14 protein-coding genes and 1 pseudogene are annotated in these 16,801 nt (G+C 69.6%); 2 read left to right on the plus strand and 13 right to left on the minus strand.

Translation table 11 applies throughout. The features are described from left to right. The 3 genes and pseudogenes from STRTUCAR8_RS22945 to STRTUCAR8_RS22955 form a co-directional block, all read right to left on the minus strand. Positions 1-258 (minus strand): annotated as a pseudogene (locus STRTUCAR8_RS22945) (PAS domain-containing protein); the annotation flags it as partial. A 15-nt stretch (positions 259-273) separates the two neighbouring features. Next, positions 274-1,839: a multicopper oxidase family protein gene (locus STRTUCAR8_RS22950; RefSeq protein WP_100247631.1), complete on the minus strand. Its 1,566-nt coding sequence runs from the start codon at positions 1,837-1,839 to the stop codon at positions 274-276. Between the two features lie 234 nt (positions 1,840-2,073). Further along, positions 2,074-2,811 carry an N-acetylmuramoyl-L-alanine amidase gene (locus STRTUCAR8_RS22955; protein ID WP_006378323.1) on the minus strand — a complete coding sequence of 246 codons (738 nt, stop codon included), beginning with the start codon at positions 2,809-2,811 and terminating at the stop codon, positions 2,074-2,076. A gap of 60 nt (positions 2,812-2,871) precedes the next feature. Here STRTUCAR8_RS22955 and mnmA point away from each other — a divergent pair, with 60 nt between their 5' ends. After that, positions 2,872-3,996, plus strand: coding sequence for a tRNA 2-thiouridine(34) synthase MnmA (gene mnmA, locus STRTUCAR8_RS22960; protein ID WP_006378321.1), 1,125 nt, complete (start codon positions 2,872-2,874; stop codon positions 3,994-3,996). Between the two features lie 34 nt (positions 3,997-4,030). On the opposite strand, the gene STRTUCAR8_RS22965 is transcribed toward mnmA, so the two are convergent. The 10 genes from STRTUCAR8_RS22965 to STRTUCAR8_RS23010 form a co-directional block, all read right to left on the minus strand. Next, a complete protein-coding gene (locus STRTUCAR8_RS22965) occupies positions 4,031-4,885 on the minus strand; it encodes a hypothetical protein (RefSeq protein ID WP_006378331.1) in 855 nt (284 codons plus the stop codon). A 54-nt stretch (positions 4,886-4,939) separates the two neighbouring features. Beyond that, positions 4,940-6,166: an enolase C-terminal domain-like protein gene (locus STRTUCAR8_RS22970; protein ID WP_006378338.1), complete on the minus strand. Its 1,227-nt coding sequence runs from the start codon at positions 6,164-6,166 to the stop codon at positions 4,940-4,942. Beyond that, positions 6,156-7,040, minus strand: a complete 885-nt coding sequence (locus STRTUCAR8_RS22975; RefSeq protein ID WP_006378341.1) for an alpha/beta fold hydrolase — start codon at positions 7,038-7,040, stop codon at positions 6,156-6,158. Before STRTUCAR8_RS22975 ends, STRTUCAR8_RS22970 begins: the two co-directional genes overlap by 11 nt. Beyond that, the gene (locus STRTUCAR8_RS22980; RefSeq protein WP_006378346.1) at positions 7,037-8,719 is read right to left on the minus strand and encodes a GH3 family acyl-acid amido synthetase; all 1,683 of its coding nucleotides are present in this window, start codon (positions 8,717-8,719) and stop codon (positions 7,037-7,039) included. The genes STRTUCAR8_RS22975 and STRTUCAR8_RS22980 overlap by 4 nt, the downstream gene beginning before the upstream one ends. 165 nt (positions 8,720-8,884) lie before the next feature. Beyond that, a complete protein-coding gene (locus tag STRTUCAR8_RS22985) occupies positions 8,885-9,388 on the minus strand; it encodes a flavin reductase family protein (protein ID WP_006378329.1) in 504 nt (167 codons plus the stop codon). Between the two features lie 86 nt (positions 9,389-9,474). Continuing rightward, positions 9,475-10,584, minus strand: coding sequence for an LLM class flavin-dependent oxidoreductase (locus STRTUCAR8_RS22990; protein WP_006378325.1), 1,110 nt, complete (start codon positions 10,582-10,584; stop codon positions 9,475-9,477). Positions 10,585-10,630: 46 nt separating this feature from the next. After that, on the minus strand, positions 10,631-11,950 hold the full coding sequence (locus tag STRTUCAR8_RS22995) for an ATP-grasp domain-containing protein (protein WP_006378332.1): 1,320 nt from the start codon (positions 11,948-11,950) through the stop codon (positions 10,631-10,633). After that, positions 11,947-13,344 carry an aminotransferase-like domain-containing protein gene (locus tag STRTUCAR8_RS23000; RefSeq protein ID WP_006378342.1) on the minus strand — a complete coding sequence of 466 codons (1,398 nt, stop codon included), beginning with the start codon at positions 13,342-13,344 and terminating at the stop codon, positions 11,947-11,949. The genes STRTUCAR8_RS22995 and STRTUCAR8_RS23000 overlap by 4 nt, the downstream gene beginning before the upstream one ends. A gap of 1 nt (position 13,345) precedes the next feature. Continuing rightward, positions 13,346-13,684 carry a YciI family protein gene (locus tag STRTUCAR8_RS23005; protein WP_006378347.1) on the minus strand — a complete coding sequence of 113 codons (339 nt, stop codon included), beginning with the start codon at positions 13,682-13,684 and terminating at the stop codon, positions 13,346-13,348. Positions 13,685-13,765: 81 nt separating this feature from the next. Continuing rightward, the gene (locus STRTUCAR8_RS23010) at positions 13,766-14,512 is read right to left on the minus strand and encodes an SDR family NAD(P)-dependent oxidoreductase (RefSeq protein ID WP_044472706.1); all 747 of its coding nucleotides are present in this window, start codon (positions 14,510-14,512) and stop codon (positions 13,766-13,768) included. 747 nt (positions 14,513-15,259) lie between these two features. Here STRTUCAR8_RS23010 and STRTUCAR8_RS23015 point away from each other — a divergent pair. Continuing rightward, the gene (locus tag STRTUCAR8_RS23015; protein WP_044472707.1) at positions 15,260-16,537 is read left to right on the plus strand and encodes an MFS transporter; all 1,278 of its coding nucleotides are present in this window, start codon (positions 15,260-15,262) and stop codon (positions 16,535-16,537) included. The last annotated feature ends 264 nt before the right edge of the window (positions 16,538-16,801 follow it).

Here is a 16,801-nt window from a genome sequence, read left to right on the forward strand (position 1 = left end):
CGGGGCCTGCGCCGGGGGCATGATCGCGTGCTGGAGCTGGAGGGTGAGCCGGTTGCGTTCGCTCGACTGCTGTTCGGAGTGGGCGAGTTGGTCGCGGGTGGCGGCGAGGGCGACCTCCGTCCAGTGGTGGGCGGAGATGTCCTGGTAGGCGCCCCGGACGACGAACAGCCGGCCGTCGGAGTCGAGGACCGGCTCGGCCACCACACGGATGTGCCGGGTCACGCCGTCGGGCCGCTGGAGGCGGACCCGCCCTGAGGCCACGGGGCCGAGCGACTAGCTCTCCGTGACCATCAGCGACGCCATCATGCCCTCGTCCTCGTGCTGCAGGAGATGGCAGTGGAGCATGTACATGTAGGTGTCGTCGGCGAAGTCGGTGAACTCCATGGCTATCTTGATCGAGCCGCCGCCGACCACTTCGTACGTGTCGTACCAGCCGAGTTCGACCCCTGTGGGAGTCGCCCCGTTGATCGCGACGAGCTGGTAGGGCACGTCGTGCAGGTGGAAGGAGTGCTCCAGCTGGGACGCGTTGGTTATCGTCCAGATCTCCTTGGCGCCCAGCGTGGTGCTGATCATCGCCATGCTTGACATGGTGAGACCGGCCGAACCGTTGATCTTCATCGTCGCGCCCGTGTTGCTGAGCGTGATGGTGCGGGCCGTGAAGTCGGTGGTGTCGTACCGCTCGATGGTGTTGAGGCTGCTCGGCAGGTCGGCCGGGGTGTCGGTGCCGCCCGCGGCGACGGTGAGGAAGTCGTAGGTGCCGGAGCCGCCGCGGATCCAGCCGGTCGTGATGGTGACCTGGAGCGTGACGTCCTCGGTGACGTCCATGGTGAACTCGGCGCGGGCGCCGGCCACCAGCCGGATGCTGTCCACCGTGGTCGCGGTGGTCAGATAGCCCTGGTCGGTGGCTATCTGGGTCAGCTTGCCGCCGTCGCTGCGCGTCAGGGTGATGATGTCCGACGGCGAGGCGTTGAGCGCCCGGAACCGGTTGCGGGTCTTGGTGGCGCTGAAGGTGAGCGTGGTGTCGTCGACGTTGGTGCCGTTCACCAGCACCGGGTACTGGAGGCCGGAGGTGAGGTACCCGGCCTGGTCGTACTTGATGTCGCCCGCGGCGGAGACCGCCAGGCACTGGAAGACGAGCGGGATGTCGTCGACGCCGTAGTCGCTGGGCAGGGCGGCGGAAGCGGTGGAGTCGTCCTCCACGATGATCATCCCGGCCAGTCCGTGTACGGCCTGCTTGGCCGTGGTGCCCAGGGCGTGCGGGTGGTACCAGAGGGTCTTGGCCTCGTCCAGGACGGTGAAGGTCGGGGCCCAGGTGCCTCCGGCGGCGAAGGCGTTCTGCGGGCCGCCGTCCATCGTGGGCGGGACATGGGCGCCGTGGAAGTGGACGGTGGTTTCCTCGGTGAGGCTGTTGGTGATGTTCAGCAGGACCTTGTCGCCGGTGGTCCACTTCATGGTCGGGCCGAGGAACGACTGGTTGTAGCCGGCGGTGGTGCTGGTGACACCGCTGATGACTTCGCTGGTGCCGCTCTTCGCCTCCAGGGTGAAGGTGGTGGTGCCGTCGGTGGTGCTGCCTTCCAGAAGATCCGGGATGGTCAGCGTGGCCGTGTTCGTCGCCGCGCTGGCCTTGTTCCCCGAGTCGGTGAGCAGTCCGAAGGTCGTGCCGGCCGCCGCCACGGCGCCCAGGCCGACGCCGGCCATCCCGCCGAGGAACTTCCGTCGGTGGAGGCCCTTGCCGGTCCGGTTCCTCGCCCGCTGGTCACTGCTGTCCCGCCCGCCCGACGCGGGGTCGTTGTCGAGCTGCGGTGCCGCGCCCGAGCCGGCATCTGTGTTGGGGTTCATGGTCATGGCTGTGGATCTTTGGGCTAAGCCCTATGTAAAGACTGAGGCCAAATTAGGAGCGAACCCAGGAGGCTGTGCGACCGCCGTGCACGCCAACTGCCCTGCAAAGAGGCGGCGTTGGGGATCCGCAGGTCATCTTCGGCGCGTGGGACACATCGGGCGGCCGACACACCCGAATTGCTCACGGTATTGCCAACATGTGACTTGCGTCACAGGGTTTCGCGGGGGACGGGCTCAGGGAGTGGCGGCGGCCGCCGCTTCCACCAGCCGCAGGTACTTCTTCCAGTCCCATCCCGGCCCCGGATCGGTGTGGTCCGTGCCCGGTACCTCCACATGCCCGATGATGTGCTCCCGGTCGACCGGTATGCCGTACCGCGCGCAGACCCTGGCCGTCAGCCGCGCCGAGGCCGCGTACATCGCGTCCGTGAAGTCCTCCGGCTTCTCCACGAAACCGGCGTGCTCGATGCCGACGCTCCGCTCGTTGTACTCCCGGTTGCCCGCGTGGAACGCCACGTCCAGCTCGCGGATCATCTGCGTGATCCGCCCGTCCTCGCGGACGACGTAGTGCGCCGCCGCTCCGTGTGCCGGGTCCTGGAAGACCTTCACCGCGCTGGCGAAGCTGCCCTGCGTGACATGGATGATCACCCGGTCCACGTCGTAGTCGTCGGGCCGGTCCGCCATCCGCCAGTTCGCCGAGGAGGCCGCCACCCAGCGCGCACCCGCGTAGTCGACCTCGCCCTCCTTGCGCGGCTTCGACACCCCGGGCACCCGCCACCACAGGTGCCGCAGCTCGTCCCGGGCGAGCACGCCCGTGGCGGCGGCGGCCACCGCCCCGCCGATGAGCAGGGCGCGCCGCCCGATCCGCCGGTCGCCGTCGCGCGGGGCCCGCCCGTGGCCCTCGCTCCGCGACTGCCGGGGGACGTCCTGCGAGAGACCGCGGCCGCTGTCCTGCCGGGCCTGTGTTTCCTCCATGTCAGCGAGAACGGATACTCGCGCGCCCCGGTTCCCGGCGCCCCGTACCCTTGAAGGGTTATGACTCACACCTCGCAGCAGCCCCTCCGCGTACTGGCCGCCATGTCCGGCGGCGTGGACTCCGCCGTAGCCGCCGCCCGCGCGGCCGAAGCCGGCCACGACGTGACAGGCGTCCACCTCGCCCTGTCCGCGAACCCGCAGTCCTTCCGCACGGGTGCGCGCGGCTGTTGCACCATCGAGGACTCCCGCGACGCCCGTCGCGCGGCCGACGTCATCGGCATCCCCTTCTACGTCTGGGATCTCGCCGAGCGCTTCCGCGAGGACGTGGTGGACGACTTCGTCGCCGAGTACGAGGCGGGGCGCACCCCCAACCCGTGTCTGCGCTGCAACGAGAAGATCAAGTTCGCCGCGCTCCTCGACAAGGCCCTCGCGCTCGGCTTCGACGCGGTCTGTACGGGCCACTACGCGCAGGTGATCGTCCATGAGGACGGCACCCGCGAACTGCACCGCGCCTCCGACATGGCCAAGGACCAGTCGTACGTCCTCGGCGTGCTCGACGACCGGCAGCTCGCCCACGCGATGTTCCCCCTCGGCGACACCCTCACCACGAAGGACGAGATCCGCGCGGAGGCCGAGCGGCGCGGCCTCGCGGTCGCCAAGAAGCCCGACTCGCACGACATCTGCTTCATCGCCGACGGCGACACCCAGGGCTTCCTGGCGAACCGGCTGGGCCGCGCCGAGGGCGACATTGTCGACGAGTCCGGCGCGAAGATCGGCTCGCACGAGGGCGCGTACGGCTTCACCATCGGCCAGCGCAAGGGCCTGCGCATCGGCACCCCGGCCGCCGACGGCAAGCCGCGCTACGTCCTCGACATCTCCCCGGTGAACAACACGGTGACGGTCGGTCCGGCCACCGCCCTCGACGTCGACGCCCTCACCGCGATCCGACCCCGCTGGTGCGGCGCGGCCCCCACCGGCCCCGGCACTTACACCGCCCAGCTGCGCGCCCACGGTGGCGAGACCGAGGTGACCGCCGAGCTGGTCGACGGCACGCTGGAGGTCACGTTCACCGAGCCCGTGCGCGGGGTGGCGCCGGGCCAGGCGATCGTCCTGTACGACGGCACACGCGTCGTCGGCTCGGCGACGATCGCCACGACGAACCGGGCCGCGGCGGGCGTGAGCTGAACCGGCGCGGGCGTACGACGGCCGCCCGCCGGACTCACCCCCAGTGCAGGGGGTGGGACATCCTCACCCCGTGAGTGGCGAAGTCGATCGTCACGCGGTCGCGGTCGGCCGTCGTGAAACCGTGGTGGAAGCTGCTGCGGTCCGCGCCGAGGTAGACGTAGTGCACACGGCCGGGGTGCAGCAGCGACGCGTTCGCGAAGAGCCCGGCCGTGATGTCCCGCAGCCCGTAGTGCAGCGCCTTCACCCCGGTGGTGAAGGTCCCCTGCCAGGCCTGTTCCCCGTCCCGCTCGACCGTGACCTGCCCGGTGACCAGCTGCGGCGGGGTGCCCAGGAAGAGATACGGGGCCACGCCCGCGTCGCACAGCTTCGCGTACGACAGATGTCCCGCGTGCCGCTTGAACCGGCCGATGTCGGTGAGGTCGTTGCCGAAGGTGTACCCGGCGTACCTCGGAACGCCGTCCGCGTCGCCGACGTACACGAGGACGACCTCCGCCTCCTCGGTCACCGCGAGCGCGTCCTGCGGCACGCGCAGCGGCTCCCCGGAGACCTTCAGGACCTCGCCCAGGCCCTTGAAGAACCAGTTGGGCTGGGTGGGCGCCCCCGAGTCCGCCTTCACGTTGTGGGTGGCCATGAACCCGCTGACCAGCGCGTCCCCGACCGAGTCGGGCAGCAGCGGCGGCCGGAAGCGTACGTCTGTCACGGCCGCGGTCACCGGCTCGCGGCCCTCGGTCAGCGCGGCGAGCAGGGCCGGGGTGTCGCCGTCGGCGGCCAGGACCGCGGCGCCCGGGTCGGTGCCGGCGAGGGGGTAGAGGGTGAGGACGGTGTCCTCGGGGGCGCCGTGCCCGATGTACCGCTCACCTTTGTGCACGCATTCGAACAGGACGGTCATGGGCTGCTCTCCTCTCGGCGGAACTGATGACATGGGGCGCGGGGAACTGCGCGATCAGCCCCCACCGGAGCCGCGGCCGACAAACTGTTTTAGGTCGGCGGCAACACGCAGCCACGACGTGCTGTCCGTCCAGGTCAGAGCAGTCCAGCGCGCTGCCCGCCCGGTCAGTCGCAGGCCGAAACCGGCCCCCTCGACGGGGCCGATCGAGTTGGTACGGCGGTCGACAACCGGCCACGGAGCCACGATCGCGTCCGCTTCCGCGAAGAAACGGTCGGACTGGCCGCCCTCAACCGCAAACGCATCCGCGCTGCGCAGCGCCAGCGCCCGGCTCGCGTTGATCAGCGGACCCGTCTCGGCGACCTGGACGCCGATCTGGAAACCCAGGCCCTCGGCACGGGCGTACTCGATCAGCCGGGCCGAGGCGAGCAGTCCGCCGTTCTTGGACACCCGGACGTTCACCGCGTCGCACGCCTCGGCGGCCACCGCCTCCCGGGCGTCCGCCGCCGTGCACACCGACTCGTCGAGCAGGACGCGGACGCCCGTCGCCCGGCGCAGGGCGCGCAGATCGGCCCAGGAACGGCGGGGGAGCGGTTCCTCGACGAGGTCCACCCCTGCCTCGCGCAGTCGACGCGCGTAGGGCGCCGCGGTCTCCGGCGTCCAGCTCATGTTGGCGTCCACCATCACCGGTACGTCCGCGCCGAGCCGTCGCCTGATCGCGCCGACCGTGCGGACGTCCCGCTCGATGTCGTCGGAGGCCTTCACCTTGACGAAGTGGAAGGGCCCGCGCGTGTCGAGGAACTCCTCGACGCCGATGCTCAGGTCCAGCACCTGGGAGACGGGGACGGACAGTGCTTCGGAGACCCCGGGAAGCAGCAACTCGCCTACAGACACTGTCAACTGACGGCACAACAGGTCCAGTACGGCCGTCTCCAGCAGGCACACCAGGTTGGTGCCGGGAGCTGTCCCCAGGGTGTGGGCGAACAGCTCGGGGAACGTCGACTCGAAGCCGACGGCACGGAGTCGGTCCGCGAGGTCACCCGGTGGTGTCGTCCGCAGGCGTCCGAACAGGGCGTGCAGCGGGACGCGCCCGAGTGCCTCCGTGACGCTGTCGGTCGTCTCGCCGGTGACGTACGAGCGGGGCGCGCACTCCCCGATGCCGGACACGTCGTCGACGGTCAGGCGCAGGACCAGGCTGTCGCTGGTGCGGCGGCGGGCCGCCGGGTGGTCGAAGCCGATGCGCATCGGCAGCGCCACCCGGTACAGCCGTGCCTCAGACGCCACGGTCCAGTCCCTGGAGCAGGGTGTGCGTCGACGTCCAGTCGACCAGCGCGCGGCCGGCGTCCGTGTAGAAGAGGTAGTGGCGGTCGGTGGGGAACTGGACGGCGAGCCCGCCGTCGGAGAACAGCCGCTGGAAGACCTCGCGGGTCGCGTCGAGGTCGATGATGGGGTCGGTGAGCCCGGACACGAACGCGGCCGGTACGTCGGGGAGTTGAGGGCGGCCGGGGTCCAGGTAGAGGCGTTCGAGGGCGAGCAGGACCGCGCGTGAGCGGCGGGTGAGGGTGCGGGCGGCCAGGTCGTCGTTGTCGATGAACTCCTGGTAGCGGGGATCGTCCGTGAAGTCCGCCGACCGCAGCCCCGCGTCCCAGGGCTCCGTACCGGTCTCGGCGGCCAGCGCCGCCCGTTCCCCGTCGTCGAGCACCGCGTGCAGCCGGCCCAGCCAGGTCGAGCAGAAGACGGTGGCGTCGTAGCGGACGGTGAAGTCGGGGTGGTGCAGGAGAGCCGCCAGGAAGGAGCCGCCGAGGCAGTGCCCGAACAGGGTCAACGGGACGTCGTCGCCGATCAGTTCACGTGTGTGGGTGATCGCGGTGACATAGTCCGCGACGATCGTCTCGACGTCCGGCACGTCGCGCCGTTCGCCGCCGCTGATGCCGCTGCCGCGCCGGTCCAGCACGAAGAAGGCGATGTCGTTGTCGGCGAACTGCGGCCCCACCTCCCAGAGCCAGCCCGCGTGGGACTGCAGCCCGTGGAAGTAGAACACCGCGCCCTTGGTCTCCCCGCGTGGCCGCCACAGATGCAGCGCGAGGTCGACGCCGTCGACGGAGAGGGTGATGATCTCGCGCCGCACGTCCTGCGGCGGCCTCTTGGTCTCGATCACCGGGGTACTCCCGCCCCGCCGACCAGGTCGGCGACGAAATCGGTGTCCTTCTGGAAGGGGCTGTACTTGTACTGGGTGGCGTTGCCGAGCTGGCGCCGGGACTCGGTGTACCCGGCGATGGTGTCGGGGCCGACGGTGTGGAACCGCAGCGGGCCGAGGCGTCCGCTGGTGCGCTTGCTCGCGTACTCGATGTTGACGGTGGCGAGCGCACGGTCCACGGCGTCGGACAGCCGGTGGTCCAACTCGGGGCCGGGGCGCGGCACTTCGCCGACCACGATGTAGTGCGGCGGCTCGGCCCAGCGGGGCCCGCAGAGATAGAGGCCGCCCTCCAGGCCGTACGAGGCCAGTGCCAGCTCTATCGCCTCGGTGACCTGGGCCTCGGTGATCTTCTCCCCGGTGAAGGAGTGGAAGACGCCGTCGCGGTGCACGAAACGGATCCACGGGACGCCGTCCCGGACCGCTTCGACGCGGTAGATGTCGCCGCTCCAGAGCCGGTAGAGACCGTTGCCCTGCGTCATGATCAGGTGGTAGTCGCGGCCCGCCTCGACCTCGTCGAACAGCAGCGTGTCGATGTGCTCGCCCGCGTCCAGCAGCCTGCCCAGCTCCACCTCCGCCGGCACGAACTCGAAGAACGCCTGGTTGACCGCGAGCGGCTGGCTGTCCAGGGAGTGGTCGACGGGGAGCGTCGTGACGCCCTCCGTGCCGCAGCTCATGAACGGCATCGCGCGCGCGCCGGGCATCACCGCGTCCAGCTTCGACCGGTAGAGCCCGGCGGAGGACGACAGCCAGCAGCTGTACGCGCCGAGCGAGGGCCACACGTCGCTGAGGGTGAACTCGGCCTGGTCCAGCACCGATTGCAGGTGCCGGGCGGCCGACGGATCGGGCTCCGCGTACGGTCGGCCCGCCAGCGTGCCGGCGTCCAGGTCACGGACCAGGTCGGGGCCGTGCTCGGCGATCAGGTCGCGCAGCGAGATCAGGGTGCTCGGGTTGATCGCCGACACGAACTCCAGTTGGTGGCCCACGAGATGGCGGATCCGGTGGTACATCCGTCCCGCGTGCGAGGAGGGCGCCTCCAGGCCGAACCAGGGGGCCGCCGCCCAAGGCGGGTTCCAGTCCCGGCTGTTGATCCGCGGGTGCCGGTTGCTGATCGCCTGGTACTGGACCCCGTAGAGGAAGTCGTCGACGTTCTCGTGGACGGTCTGGGTGTCCAGGGTGGCGTGCGGATGGTCGAGGATCGCGGGGTGCAGGTCCAGGTAGGTTCCCCACATCGCCTGCATGGCCGGAATCCGGTACGTCAGCAGCCAGTGCAGGGTGTACGGGACCCGCTTGGGCGCCCCGGTCGTGCCGCTCGTCTTCAGCCAGCGCAGGACCGGGCTGCACGACAGGACGCCGCCCTTGGTCCTGGTCTCGCGGTCGATCTCTGGTGCGAAGTCGTCGTAGCGCCGGACCGGGAGGACGTCCCGGAAACTCTTGGCGTCGGGTTCGACGGTGTCGTAGCCGCGCTCCTTCCAGTGGAGGGAGTCACGGCACACCTCGACGATGTCCGTGAGGACCCGTCTCTGGGCCGCCGCCGGGTCCCCGAGGTCGGCGATGAGCGCCGCGCGGGCCCGCCGGCACTCCTCCTGGAAGGGGACTCGACGTGTGTTCCAGTGCTCTTCCCAGTGCTGCGAACCGCCCACGGCTTCAGCAACTCCCTCAGCTTGTCAGCTTGTTGGCTAGTTTCGACCTGTTGTGCCACCGGGATCGCCGGTGAGGAACGGGGGGCGCAGCCCCCTAAGGGGCGCGGGGAGCTGCCCGACCAGCCACGACGTCGCCGCAGCGAACTGACGACACCTCGCGCACGGTTACGCCGCCAGCCCGCGGAAGCGGCCGGCGTGGAAGACCAGCGGCGCTGCCGCGCCCGACAGCGCCCCTTCCGTGGCGGAGGCGACGACCAGTTCGTGGTCGCCCGCCGGATGGATCACGGAGATCTCGCAGTCGAGCCAGCCGAGCACACCGGCCGGGACAGGATGACCGGCCGGGGTGTACGCCCACTCCCGGCCGGAGAAACGATCCGCCCCGCGTTCGCTGAACAGCCTGCACAGCTCCGCGTGACCCTCGCCGAGGATGCTGACCGCGAACCGCCCGGCCGCCCGGACCCCCGGCCAGGTGGTCGAGGACCGGCCCGCGCACAGGGCGACGAGCGGCGGCTCCAGCGAGACGGAGGTGAACGAGTTGACCGCCATGCCCACCGGGCCGTGTGCCGCGTTCGCGGTGACGAGCACGACGCCGGTGGGGAAGCGGCCGAGAATGTCGCGGAACGAGCGCTGGTCCAGGGGTGCGGATACCGGCGCGGTCTGTTCCAGCATGCGATGCCTTCCCCTCGGTCAGGACCTGGGTGACCTCGAACGGCGCCCGCGACAAACGGAGTTGCTCCCCACGGGCGCCGGCCGGACTACTGGCTCCGGCGCGAGATCGCCCAGTCGACGGCCTCCTGCGGGCGGGCGGCGGCACCGTTGATCCGCGGGGCCACCTGCCGGGCGAGCAGTTCCAGACTGCGGTTGGTGTTCTCGTACGAGGTCCAGTCGGCGACGTACACCAGCAGCGAGCCGAAGCCACCGGTCGCCTCCTGGATGCGGCGGACGCCCTCCACGACGTCGTCGACCGAGCCGACCAGCGCGCCGCCCGCCTCCACCCGGGCCTCCAGCGCGGTTTCCCGGGAGGCGCCGGGCGCCAGGACGGCACGGCCGGCCGCCTTGCCGAAGTACTCGAACAGCCAGCGGTCGTAACCCTCGCGGACCTCCGCGAAGGCCTGCTCACGCGTCTCCGCGACATGCACCGGCAGAGCCACGCGCCAGTCCTCGCGGCGCAGCGTCTGCCCGTACTCGTCGGCCGCCTCCTCGGCGTGCTTCCACTGCTGGGCCAGGCCCATGTGCTCCGGGGCGCCCGGTGTCAGCAGGGCGAAGGGCAGCGCGAAGGAGGTCATGCTCAGCCCGTACCGGCCGATCAGCCGGGGACTGGTCACCGAGGTGCCCGAGGTGGCCACCGCGACCTCGATCGGACCGGGGCCGAAGCGCGGCAACTGGAGCTTGGCGTCGACCAGTTCGTACCAGTCGGTCTTCTGCGTCACCCGTTCCTCGCCGTTGACGAGTTCGAGCAGGGTCGGCAGAGCCTCGTCGAGCCGCTTGCGCTGCTCCTTGCCGTCCAGGCCGAACATCGTGGCGTCGAACGGCACTCCCGGCCCGACGCCCAGGATGTAGCGGCCCCGGGTGAGGTGGTGCAGATGGACGGCACGGCTGGCCACGTGGAAGGGGTGGTGGCCGGAGAGCGGGACCACCCCGTGGGCCAGTCTGATCTGCCGGGTGCGCTGGCTCGCGGCGGCGATCAGGGTCTCCGGGGCGCCGACCAGGCCCCAGCCGAGCGTATGGTGCTCGCCGAACCAGGCCTCGTCGAAGTTGAGCCGGTCGGCCAGCTCGACGAGGTCGAGGTTGCGGTGGATGGCCAGATGGGGGTCCTGGCCCGTCTCGTGAACGGGCGAGAGGAAGAGACCGATACGGCTGTGCACTGCTTTCCTCCAGAGAGGGTGGGGGGACGCGGTGGTCAGGTTGCCGTCAACTCACCTGATAGACGCCGTCCTTGAGGGCGCGGGCGCGCTCGTAGTCGGCGGTGAGCAGGGTGTCGTCGGGAGAGGTCAGATAGATCCGCAGGGCGGCCGTCATCAGGTCGTTCGTGGGGCGGATGCGGGACCCGGGCTTGTACTTGACCGCGGTGACGACCGTGCTCGGCAGCGCGTCGATCGCCGCCACGGTCTCCCGGTCCACGGCCGACACGACACCGTCCAGAGCGGTGGGCGCGTTGTAGGTGTAGGCGGACTGGAGCTTGCGGTAGACCCCGCCGCCGTAGGTCCGGACGAACTCCGCCGGGCGGATGTACGCCAGTGCGGCCAGCCCCGCCTGGTTGTGGCCCAGGCACAGGTCCTGGAAGGCCGGGTTCAGATTGCCGTTGAGGCGGGTGGCGATCTCCACCAGCACCGGGCCCTCGTCCGTGACGATGACCTCAGCGTGCGTCGGTCCCCAGCGGACGTCGAGCGCCGCGAGGACGTCGGTGACATAGGCGATCAGGGCCGGCACCGGGTCGGCGTCCGGGGCGACGAGGATGTCCCGGTTGTAGATGTTGCGGCCGGTCGGCAGCAGCGTCTTCTCGTACTCCCAGACCCCGCAAACGTACTGGTGGCCGTCGGCGCTGACGGTGTCGACGATGTACTCGGTGCCCTTGAGGTACGACTGGACCAGCGCCTCCGCGTTGGCGTTGCCGAAGATGGTCCGGCCGGCCAGCACGCTCTCGGCGGCGGTACGCGTCTCCCCGGCGTCCTGGCACACGAACACCGCGTCGGAGCCGGCGGAGTCCAGCGGCTTCACGACCACCGGCCAACGCCCCTGGTCCTCGGCCCACTTGACGATCAGCGAGGCGTCGTCGCTCTTGAACTGGTCCGCGCAGCGCACCCCGGCCCGGCGCAGCGCCTCGATCATCTCGTACTTGTCCCGGCGGGCCGGGGAGAGCGCGGTGCCGTTGGACTTCACCCCGAGCGCCTCACTGAGCCGGTCTGCGGCCCGCACCGACGACTCCTGGCCGGGCACCACGGCGGCCGGCGCGTGGGCGCGCAGCAGCTCGGTGAGTTCGGCCTCGTCGGTGCTCACGAGGTTGCTCTCGTACGCCGTCAGATCGGGCGCGAGCATCGTCGGGATCAGCTCGGCCGTGGTCTGCGCGTGGATCACCCGCGCGCCGAGGGCGGCGAACGCGCCGGGGTAGAAGTTGCCGGCCGAGTAGCCGTCGACGACCACGGCGACGGCCCCGGCCGCCTCGGTGCCGTCAACTGAGCTTGCGGGTACGGAGGTTGCTGTCGGGGAAGCGGGGGTCTCGGAGACGCTCATGCCTGTCCTTCGGGTGTTTCGGGTATCTCGCGGGGAGTTGACGCGACAAAGCGTGCCAGCCTGGCGATGCCTTCCCGAATCGCGTCTGGAGCGAGGTTGCTGAAGCCGAGCCGGATCTCGCGGTCGCCGCCGCCTTCGAGGTAGAACATGCGCATCGGCGCCCAACTCACCCCGAAATCACGGGCGGAGCGCTCCATGGCCGGCAGGTCGGCGGTGAACGGCACCTTCAGGGTCAGGAAGAAGCCACCGCGCGGGGTGTTCCAGCTGACGCCGTGGTCGCCGCCCGCGGGGAACTCCTCGGCCAGCGCGGCCAGTACCGCGTCCAGCCGCTCCAGATAGACGGCCGCCAACTCCCGTGTCGCGGACCGGAGATCGTAGCCCTGTTCGACCAGGAAACCGCCGATCACGGCCTGCGAGAGGGTCGAGGAGCCGACGCTGTACATCGCCTTCGCCTTGGACAGGGTCTGGGCCAGCGTCCGCGTGGTGCCATCGGCGTCCGTGACCTCCTGGTCGGCGACCAGATAGCCGAGCCGGGCGCCGGGGAACGCCGACTTCGCGAACGAGCCGAGGTACAGCACCCGGCCACGCGCGTCCAGGGACTTCAGGGTGGGCATCGACTCGCCGTCCCGCGCGAACAGCCCGTAGGGGTTGTCCTCCAGGATCAGGAAGTCCTCCTCGGCGGCGACCTCCAGCAGCCTCTCCCGTGCCGCGAGCGGCAGTACCGTCCCCGACGGGTTGGAGAAGTCCGGCACCAGATAGAGGGCGGCCGGCCGCCTGCCCTCGGCACGCACGGCACGGGCGGCGGCACGCACCGTCTCCGGGTCGAGACCCTCGGGGCCCTCCAGGATGCCCCGTACGGGGATGTCCAGCATCCTGGCTGCGCCGAGGATGCCGACGTACGCCGGGGAGACCGACAGCAGGACGTCGTCGGGGGAGGCGAACAGGCCGCGCAGGGCGACCAGGGCGGCCTCCTGGAAGCCATGGGTGATCATGATCGCCTCGGCCGGGACGTCGATGCCCTCGTCCTGCTTCAGCATCAGGGCGACCTCGTCCTGGATCAGGCCGTTGACGGGCCCGTACTGGAACAGCAGCCGGGTGATGCGCTCTTCCGGAACGCCCTTGTCGCGCAGGTGCTTGATATAGCGCTCGGTGTAGAAGGTGAGATTGGCCAGATCATGGTTTCCGTCGTAGGGCGCTCCCGAGGAGAATGAGAGCGCGTCCGGGAAACGCAGTGCCGTCTCACTGAGGATGCGCATGGAGTCCATGGCCGGATCGACGATTCCCGCGTGCAGGGAGTCGAGGGTGAACGACACCGGCACGCCGGGCCCCGCGCTTTCCCTTACAGCGGTGTCTGTGAATTCTGTGGATTCCGTGTTTTCGGTCGTGAGGGTCATGTCAGTGGACTCCCTCAATGGCCGGAACTTCCTCTGACCGGTTTTCCGACGTGTTCAACGCGGCGATCCAACTCCCCTTTCCGGGCGCCCATTCCTGAATTCGTGTCCGGGCCACCAGGCCACCCTTGACATAGGGTTCATCGTCGAGGACGCGCTGCAGTTCCTCGCGGGACTCCACCTCGTACACGAGCAGTCCGGAGTTCTCGCCGACAAGGGGTCCGCCGAGCAGCAGGACACCGTTGTCGGCCAGCCGGTAGAGGTTCTCGGCGTGCGCCGGATGCAGGCCCTGGCGGCCGGCCCGGTCGACGTTGTACTCGAATTCGACGACAAACTTCGCCACACCCAGCTCCTTGCAGTGAGAATCAGGCCGACGCGCGTAGCGCGATGCGCGGGGGAGGTCACGGACCCGCCCGCGAGCGGGTCACATGTAGAGGCCGCCGTTGATGTCGATCACGGATCCGGTCGAGTAGCCGGCGCTCTCGGAACACAGGTGCAGCACGCTGCCGACGGCCTCGGCCACCGTGCCGTAGCGCCCCATGGGAAGCCGTCCGAGGACGTCCTTCTTCGACTCCTCGGTACGGCGTTCGAAGGCGCCGGCGACCCGGTCCGTGGCGATCGGCCCGTGGGCGACCACGTTCGCGACCACACCGGTACCGGCCAGTTCGTACGCCAGCTGTTTGGTCATACCGATCACGGCGGCCTTCGCGCCGACGTACGCGGCGTTGTTGAAATGGCTGTATGTCCGCCCGCCTGCCGAGGCGAAGTTGACGATGCGGCCGTAACCGTCCTCGGCCATCCGGGGCGCGCAGACCTTGATCGCGATCCAGGTGCTGATCACGTTCTCCAGATGGGTCTGTTCGAAATGGCTGCGGTCGAGATCCGCGTAACCGATGACCCGGGTGTCGCCGCCGACGCCGTTCACCAGGACCGAGGGCGCGTGCCGGGCGACGATCTCCGTCAGCTGCCGCTCGGCGGCCGGGATGTCGGTGATGTCACCGACGACCGCCTCGGTCTTCGTCACATGGGCGAGTTCATCGGCGAGGCGGGTGACGGTCTCCTCGTTCCTGTCGAAGAGGACGAGTGAGTGGCCTTCCTTCGCGAGACCTCTGGCCACCTCGGAGAGAATTCCCCCGGCGGCACCGATCAGGAGCGCGGTACGAGCAGTCACGTTGCTTTTCACCCAAACTTTACTTAAGTCGGCGGCCCTGAACGAGCAGGGCCCTGGTGAGGGAAGCCCGGTAGAACGCCACGCCAATCGGCCCGAATCGTCATCGGGCTGCAAGTGGCGATGGTGTGTGCTGTGTGGCAGACGTGGTGTGCGGTGTCGCAAGTACGGGTCGCGGTAACGCTCCGACGTACGCAACAAACTGGCACAGAAGGGTGGCCGCCCCCTCGGCACCTCCCAGAGGCTCACATCTGACTTCGGTCGTTGTCAACGATTTTCAGAAATTCCGTTGCCCGCTTGCCGTGACACGCGGAAACCGGAGACCCTTGCGCTCGGGCCGCACCCACCGGGTAGTGTCCTTTGGTCGTCCGGGCACTTCGGAAGTATGGTGCACCGCTCGGCCAACTACTGTGAACAGTCGATGAAATGGTGTCGGGAACCTGGGAAGCGAACCGGTTCAGACGCCATCCTCAAGGGGTGGTCTTCGGCCACCTCGAAGAGGAAGAAGCGGAACGGGGGCAAGAGTGAGCAATCTTCTGGCGGGTGTATTCCGGCCAAGACGGCATGGAATTGCGCCTTTCTGTAGGGGTGCGGCAGATCCGCCGGCCGACTCCGCCGATCCAGCTGTACGACGGCCGGCGCACAGGCCGAACCCGCCGCGCCCGTAGGTCCCCGGGAGCCCCCCCACCTGCTCCCGCGCCGCCGTGCGCCCTCCTTCCGCTTTCACCGACCCCACCGGACGAACGGATCATGCGACCCGACTCCCCTTGGCGGACAGCCGACTTCCGCACGCTGTTCACCGCATCCGCGCTCAGTCAGCTGGGCAGCAACGTCAGTTACGTCGCCGTACCCCTGGTCGCCGTGGCCGCGCTGGACGCCGGGCCGGGCCAGGTCGGCGCCCTCGCCACCCTCAGCACGATCGCCTTCCTGGTCATCGGCCTGCCGGCCGGGGCCTGGGTGGACCGGCTCAGTCATCGCCGGGTCCTGATCGCCGCCGACCTGTGCCGCGCCCTGCTCTACGCCTCCGTGCCGCTGGCCTGGTGGCTGGACGCGCTCACCCTGGGCCAGCTCTACGCGGTCGTCCTGCTCAGCGGCTGCGCGACGGTGTTCTTCGACGTGGGTTCACAGAGCGTGCTGCCCCAACTGGTCGGCAAAGAAGCGCTGGTTCAGGCCAACGCGGACATCAACACGCTGATCGCCGCGGGCAACGTACTGGGCCGCAGCGCGGGCGGCGGACTCGTCTCGCTGCTCAGCGCACCCGCGGCCGTACTGGTCTCGGCCGGCACCTATCTGGCCTCCGGGCTCGGACTCATCGGGATCCGGCGCACTCCGCCGTCCAGCAGGGCCCAAAACGGGGCGGGCAACCGGCTCCGCACCCAGATCGCCGAGGGCGTACGGCATGTCTTCGGCAACCCGGAACTTCGGGCACTGGTGCTCACCGCGGCCCTCGCCAATCTCGGCTCCGCCGTCATCAACACCATGCTGCCGATCTGGTTCGTCCGCGAACTCGGCCTGCCGGGCGCCGCGTTGGGCCTGTTCTGGGGAGCCGGCGGGATCGGACTGCTGATCGGCGCCCGCAGCGCGCGGCCCATCAGCGCGCGGCTGGGATTCGGCCGTACGCTCGGTCTGGCCGGGGTGTGTCTGGCCCCGGCAGGGCTGCTCGTACCGCTGGTCGACCGGGGGCCGTGGTTGTTCCTCGCGGGCGCCGGCTGGTGTTTGGCCATGTTCAAGGTGGGCATGGACAACGTGCTCGGAGTCAGCCTGCGGCAGCGGATGACCCCCGGCTCGCTGCTCGGCCGGATGAACGCGACGTTCCGGTTCCTGCTGACGGGCGCCCTGGCGGTCGGTGCCGCGATCTCCGGTCTGCTCGGCGAACTCGTCGGAGTCCAGGCCACGTTGTGGGTGGGCGGCGTGTTCGTGTCGACGGCCTTCCTGCCCGTCTTCCTCTCCCCGGTGCGGGTCCGCAGGGTCCTGCCCGACCCCGTTCCCGAGCCGGAACCGCCCCGCACCCAGGATGCGCCCGCTTAGCTCGCGTGAATTCGCGCGCGGTCGCGCATTCCAGCGGTTTCCGCGCCCTGAATTCGAGCGAATATCAACCCGCCGATCGATCAATAATCGGTCGTGTTTCTGCCCAGTTTACCTGTAAAAGGTTGACCCTGTAGGTGACCGCCTGTCAGGATCAACACGCACCCAGTCACAGACCTTTCGTGTGCCGATATTCCGAGGGCCCGACCGGGCTATCGAATGTCAGGCACCTCAGATCCCTGACCTAGAGGAGTGCGATGGCAGCCA

The organism is Streptomyces turgidiscabies Car8 (genome assembly GCF_000331005.1).
Classification (GTDB): Bacteria; Actinomycetota; Actinomycetes; order Streptomycetales; family Streptomycetaceae; genus Streptomyces; species Streptomyces turgidiscabies.

What these genes read in the sequence shown, in the direction of transcription:
- STRTUCAR8_RS22950 (WP_100247631.1), bottom strand. Translation starts at nt 1,839, where the DNA reads ATGAACCCCAACACAGATGCCGGCTCGGGCGCGGCACCGCAGCTCGAC.
- STRTUCAR8_RS22955 (WP_006378323.1), bottom strand. Translation starts at nt 2,811, where the DNA reads ATGGAGGAAACACAGGCCCGGCAGGACAGCGGCCGCGGTCTCTCGCAG.
- mnmA (WP_006378321.1), top strand. Translation starts at nt 2,872, where the DNA reads ATGACTCACACCTCGCAGCAGCCCCTCCGCGTACTGGCCGCCATGTCC.
- STRTUCAR8_RS22965 (WP_006378331.1), bottom strand. Translation starts at nt 4,885, where the DNA reads ATGACCGTCCTGTTCGAATGCGTGCACAAAGGTGAGCGGTACATCGGG.
- STRTUCAR8_RS22985 (WP_006378329.1), bottom strand. Translation starts at nt 9,388, where the DNA reads ATGCTGGAACAGACCGCGCCGGTATCCGCACCCCTGGACCAGCGCTCG.
- STRTUCAR8_RS22995 (WP_006378332.1), bottom strand. Translation starts at nt 11,950, where the DNA reads ATGAGCGTCTCCGAGACCCCCGCTTCCCCGACAGCAACCTCCGTACCC.
- STRTUCAR8_RS23000 (WP_006378342.1), bottom strand. Translation starts at nt 13,344, where the DNA reads ATGACCCTCACGACCGAAAACACGGAATCCACAGAATTCACAGACACC.
- STRTUCAR8_RS23015 (WP_044472707.1), top strand. Translation starts at nt 15,260, where the DNA reads ATGCGACCCGACTCCCCTTGGCGGACAGCCGACTTCCGCACGCTGTTC.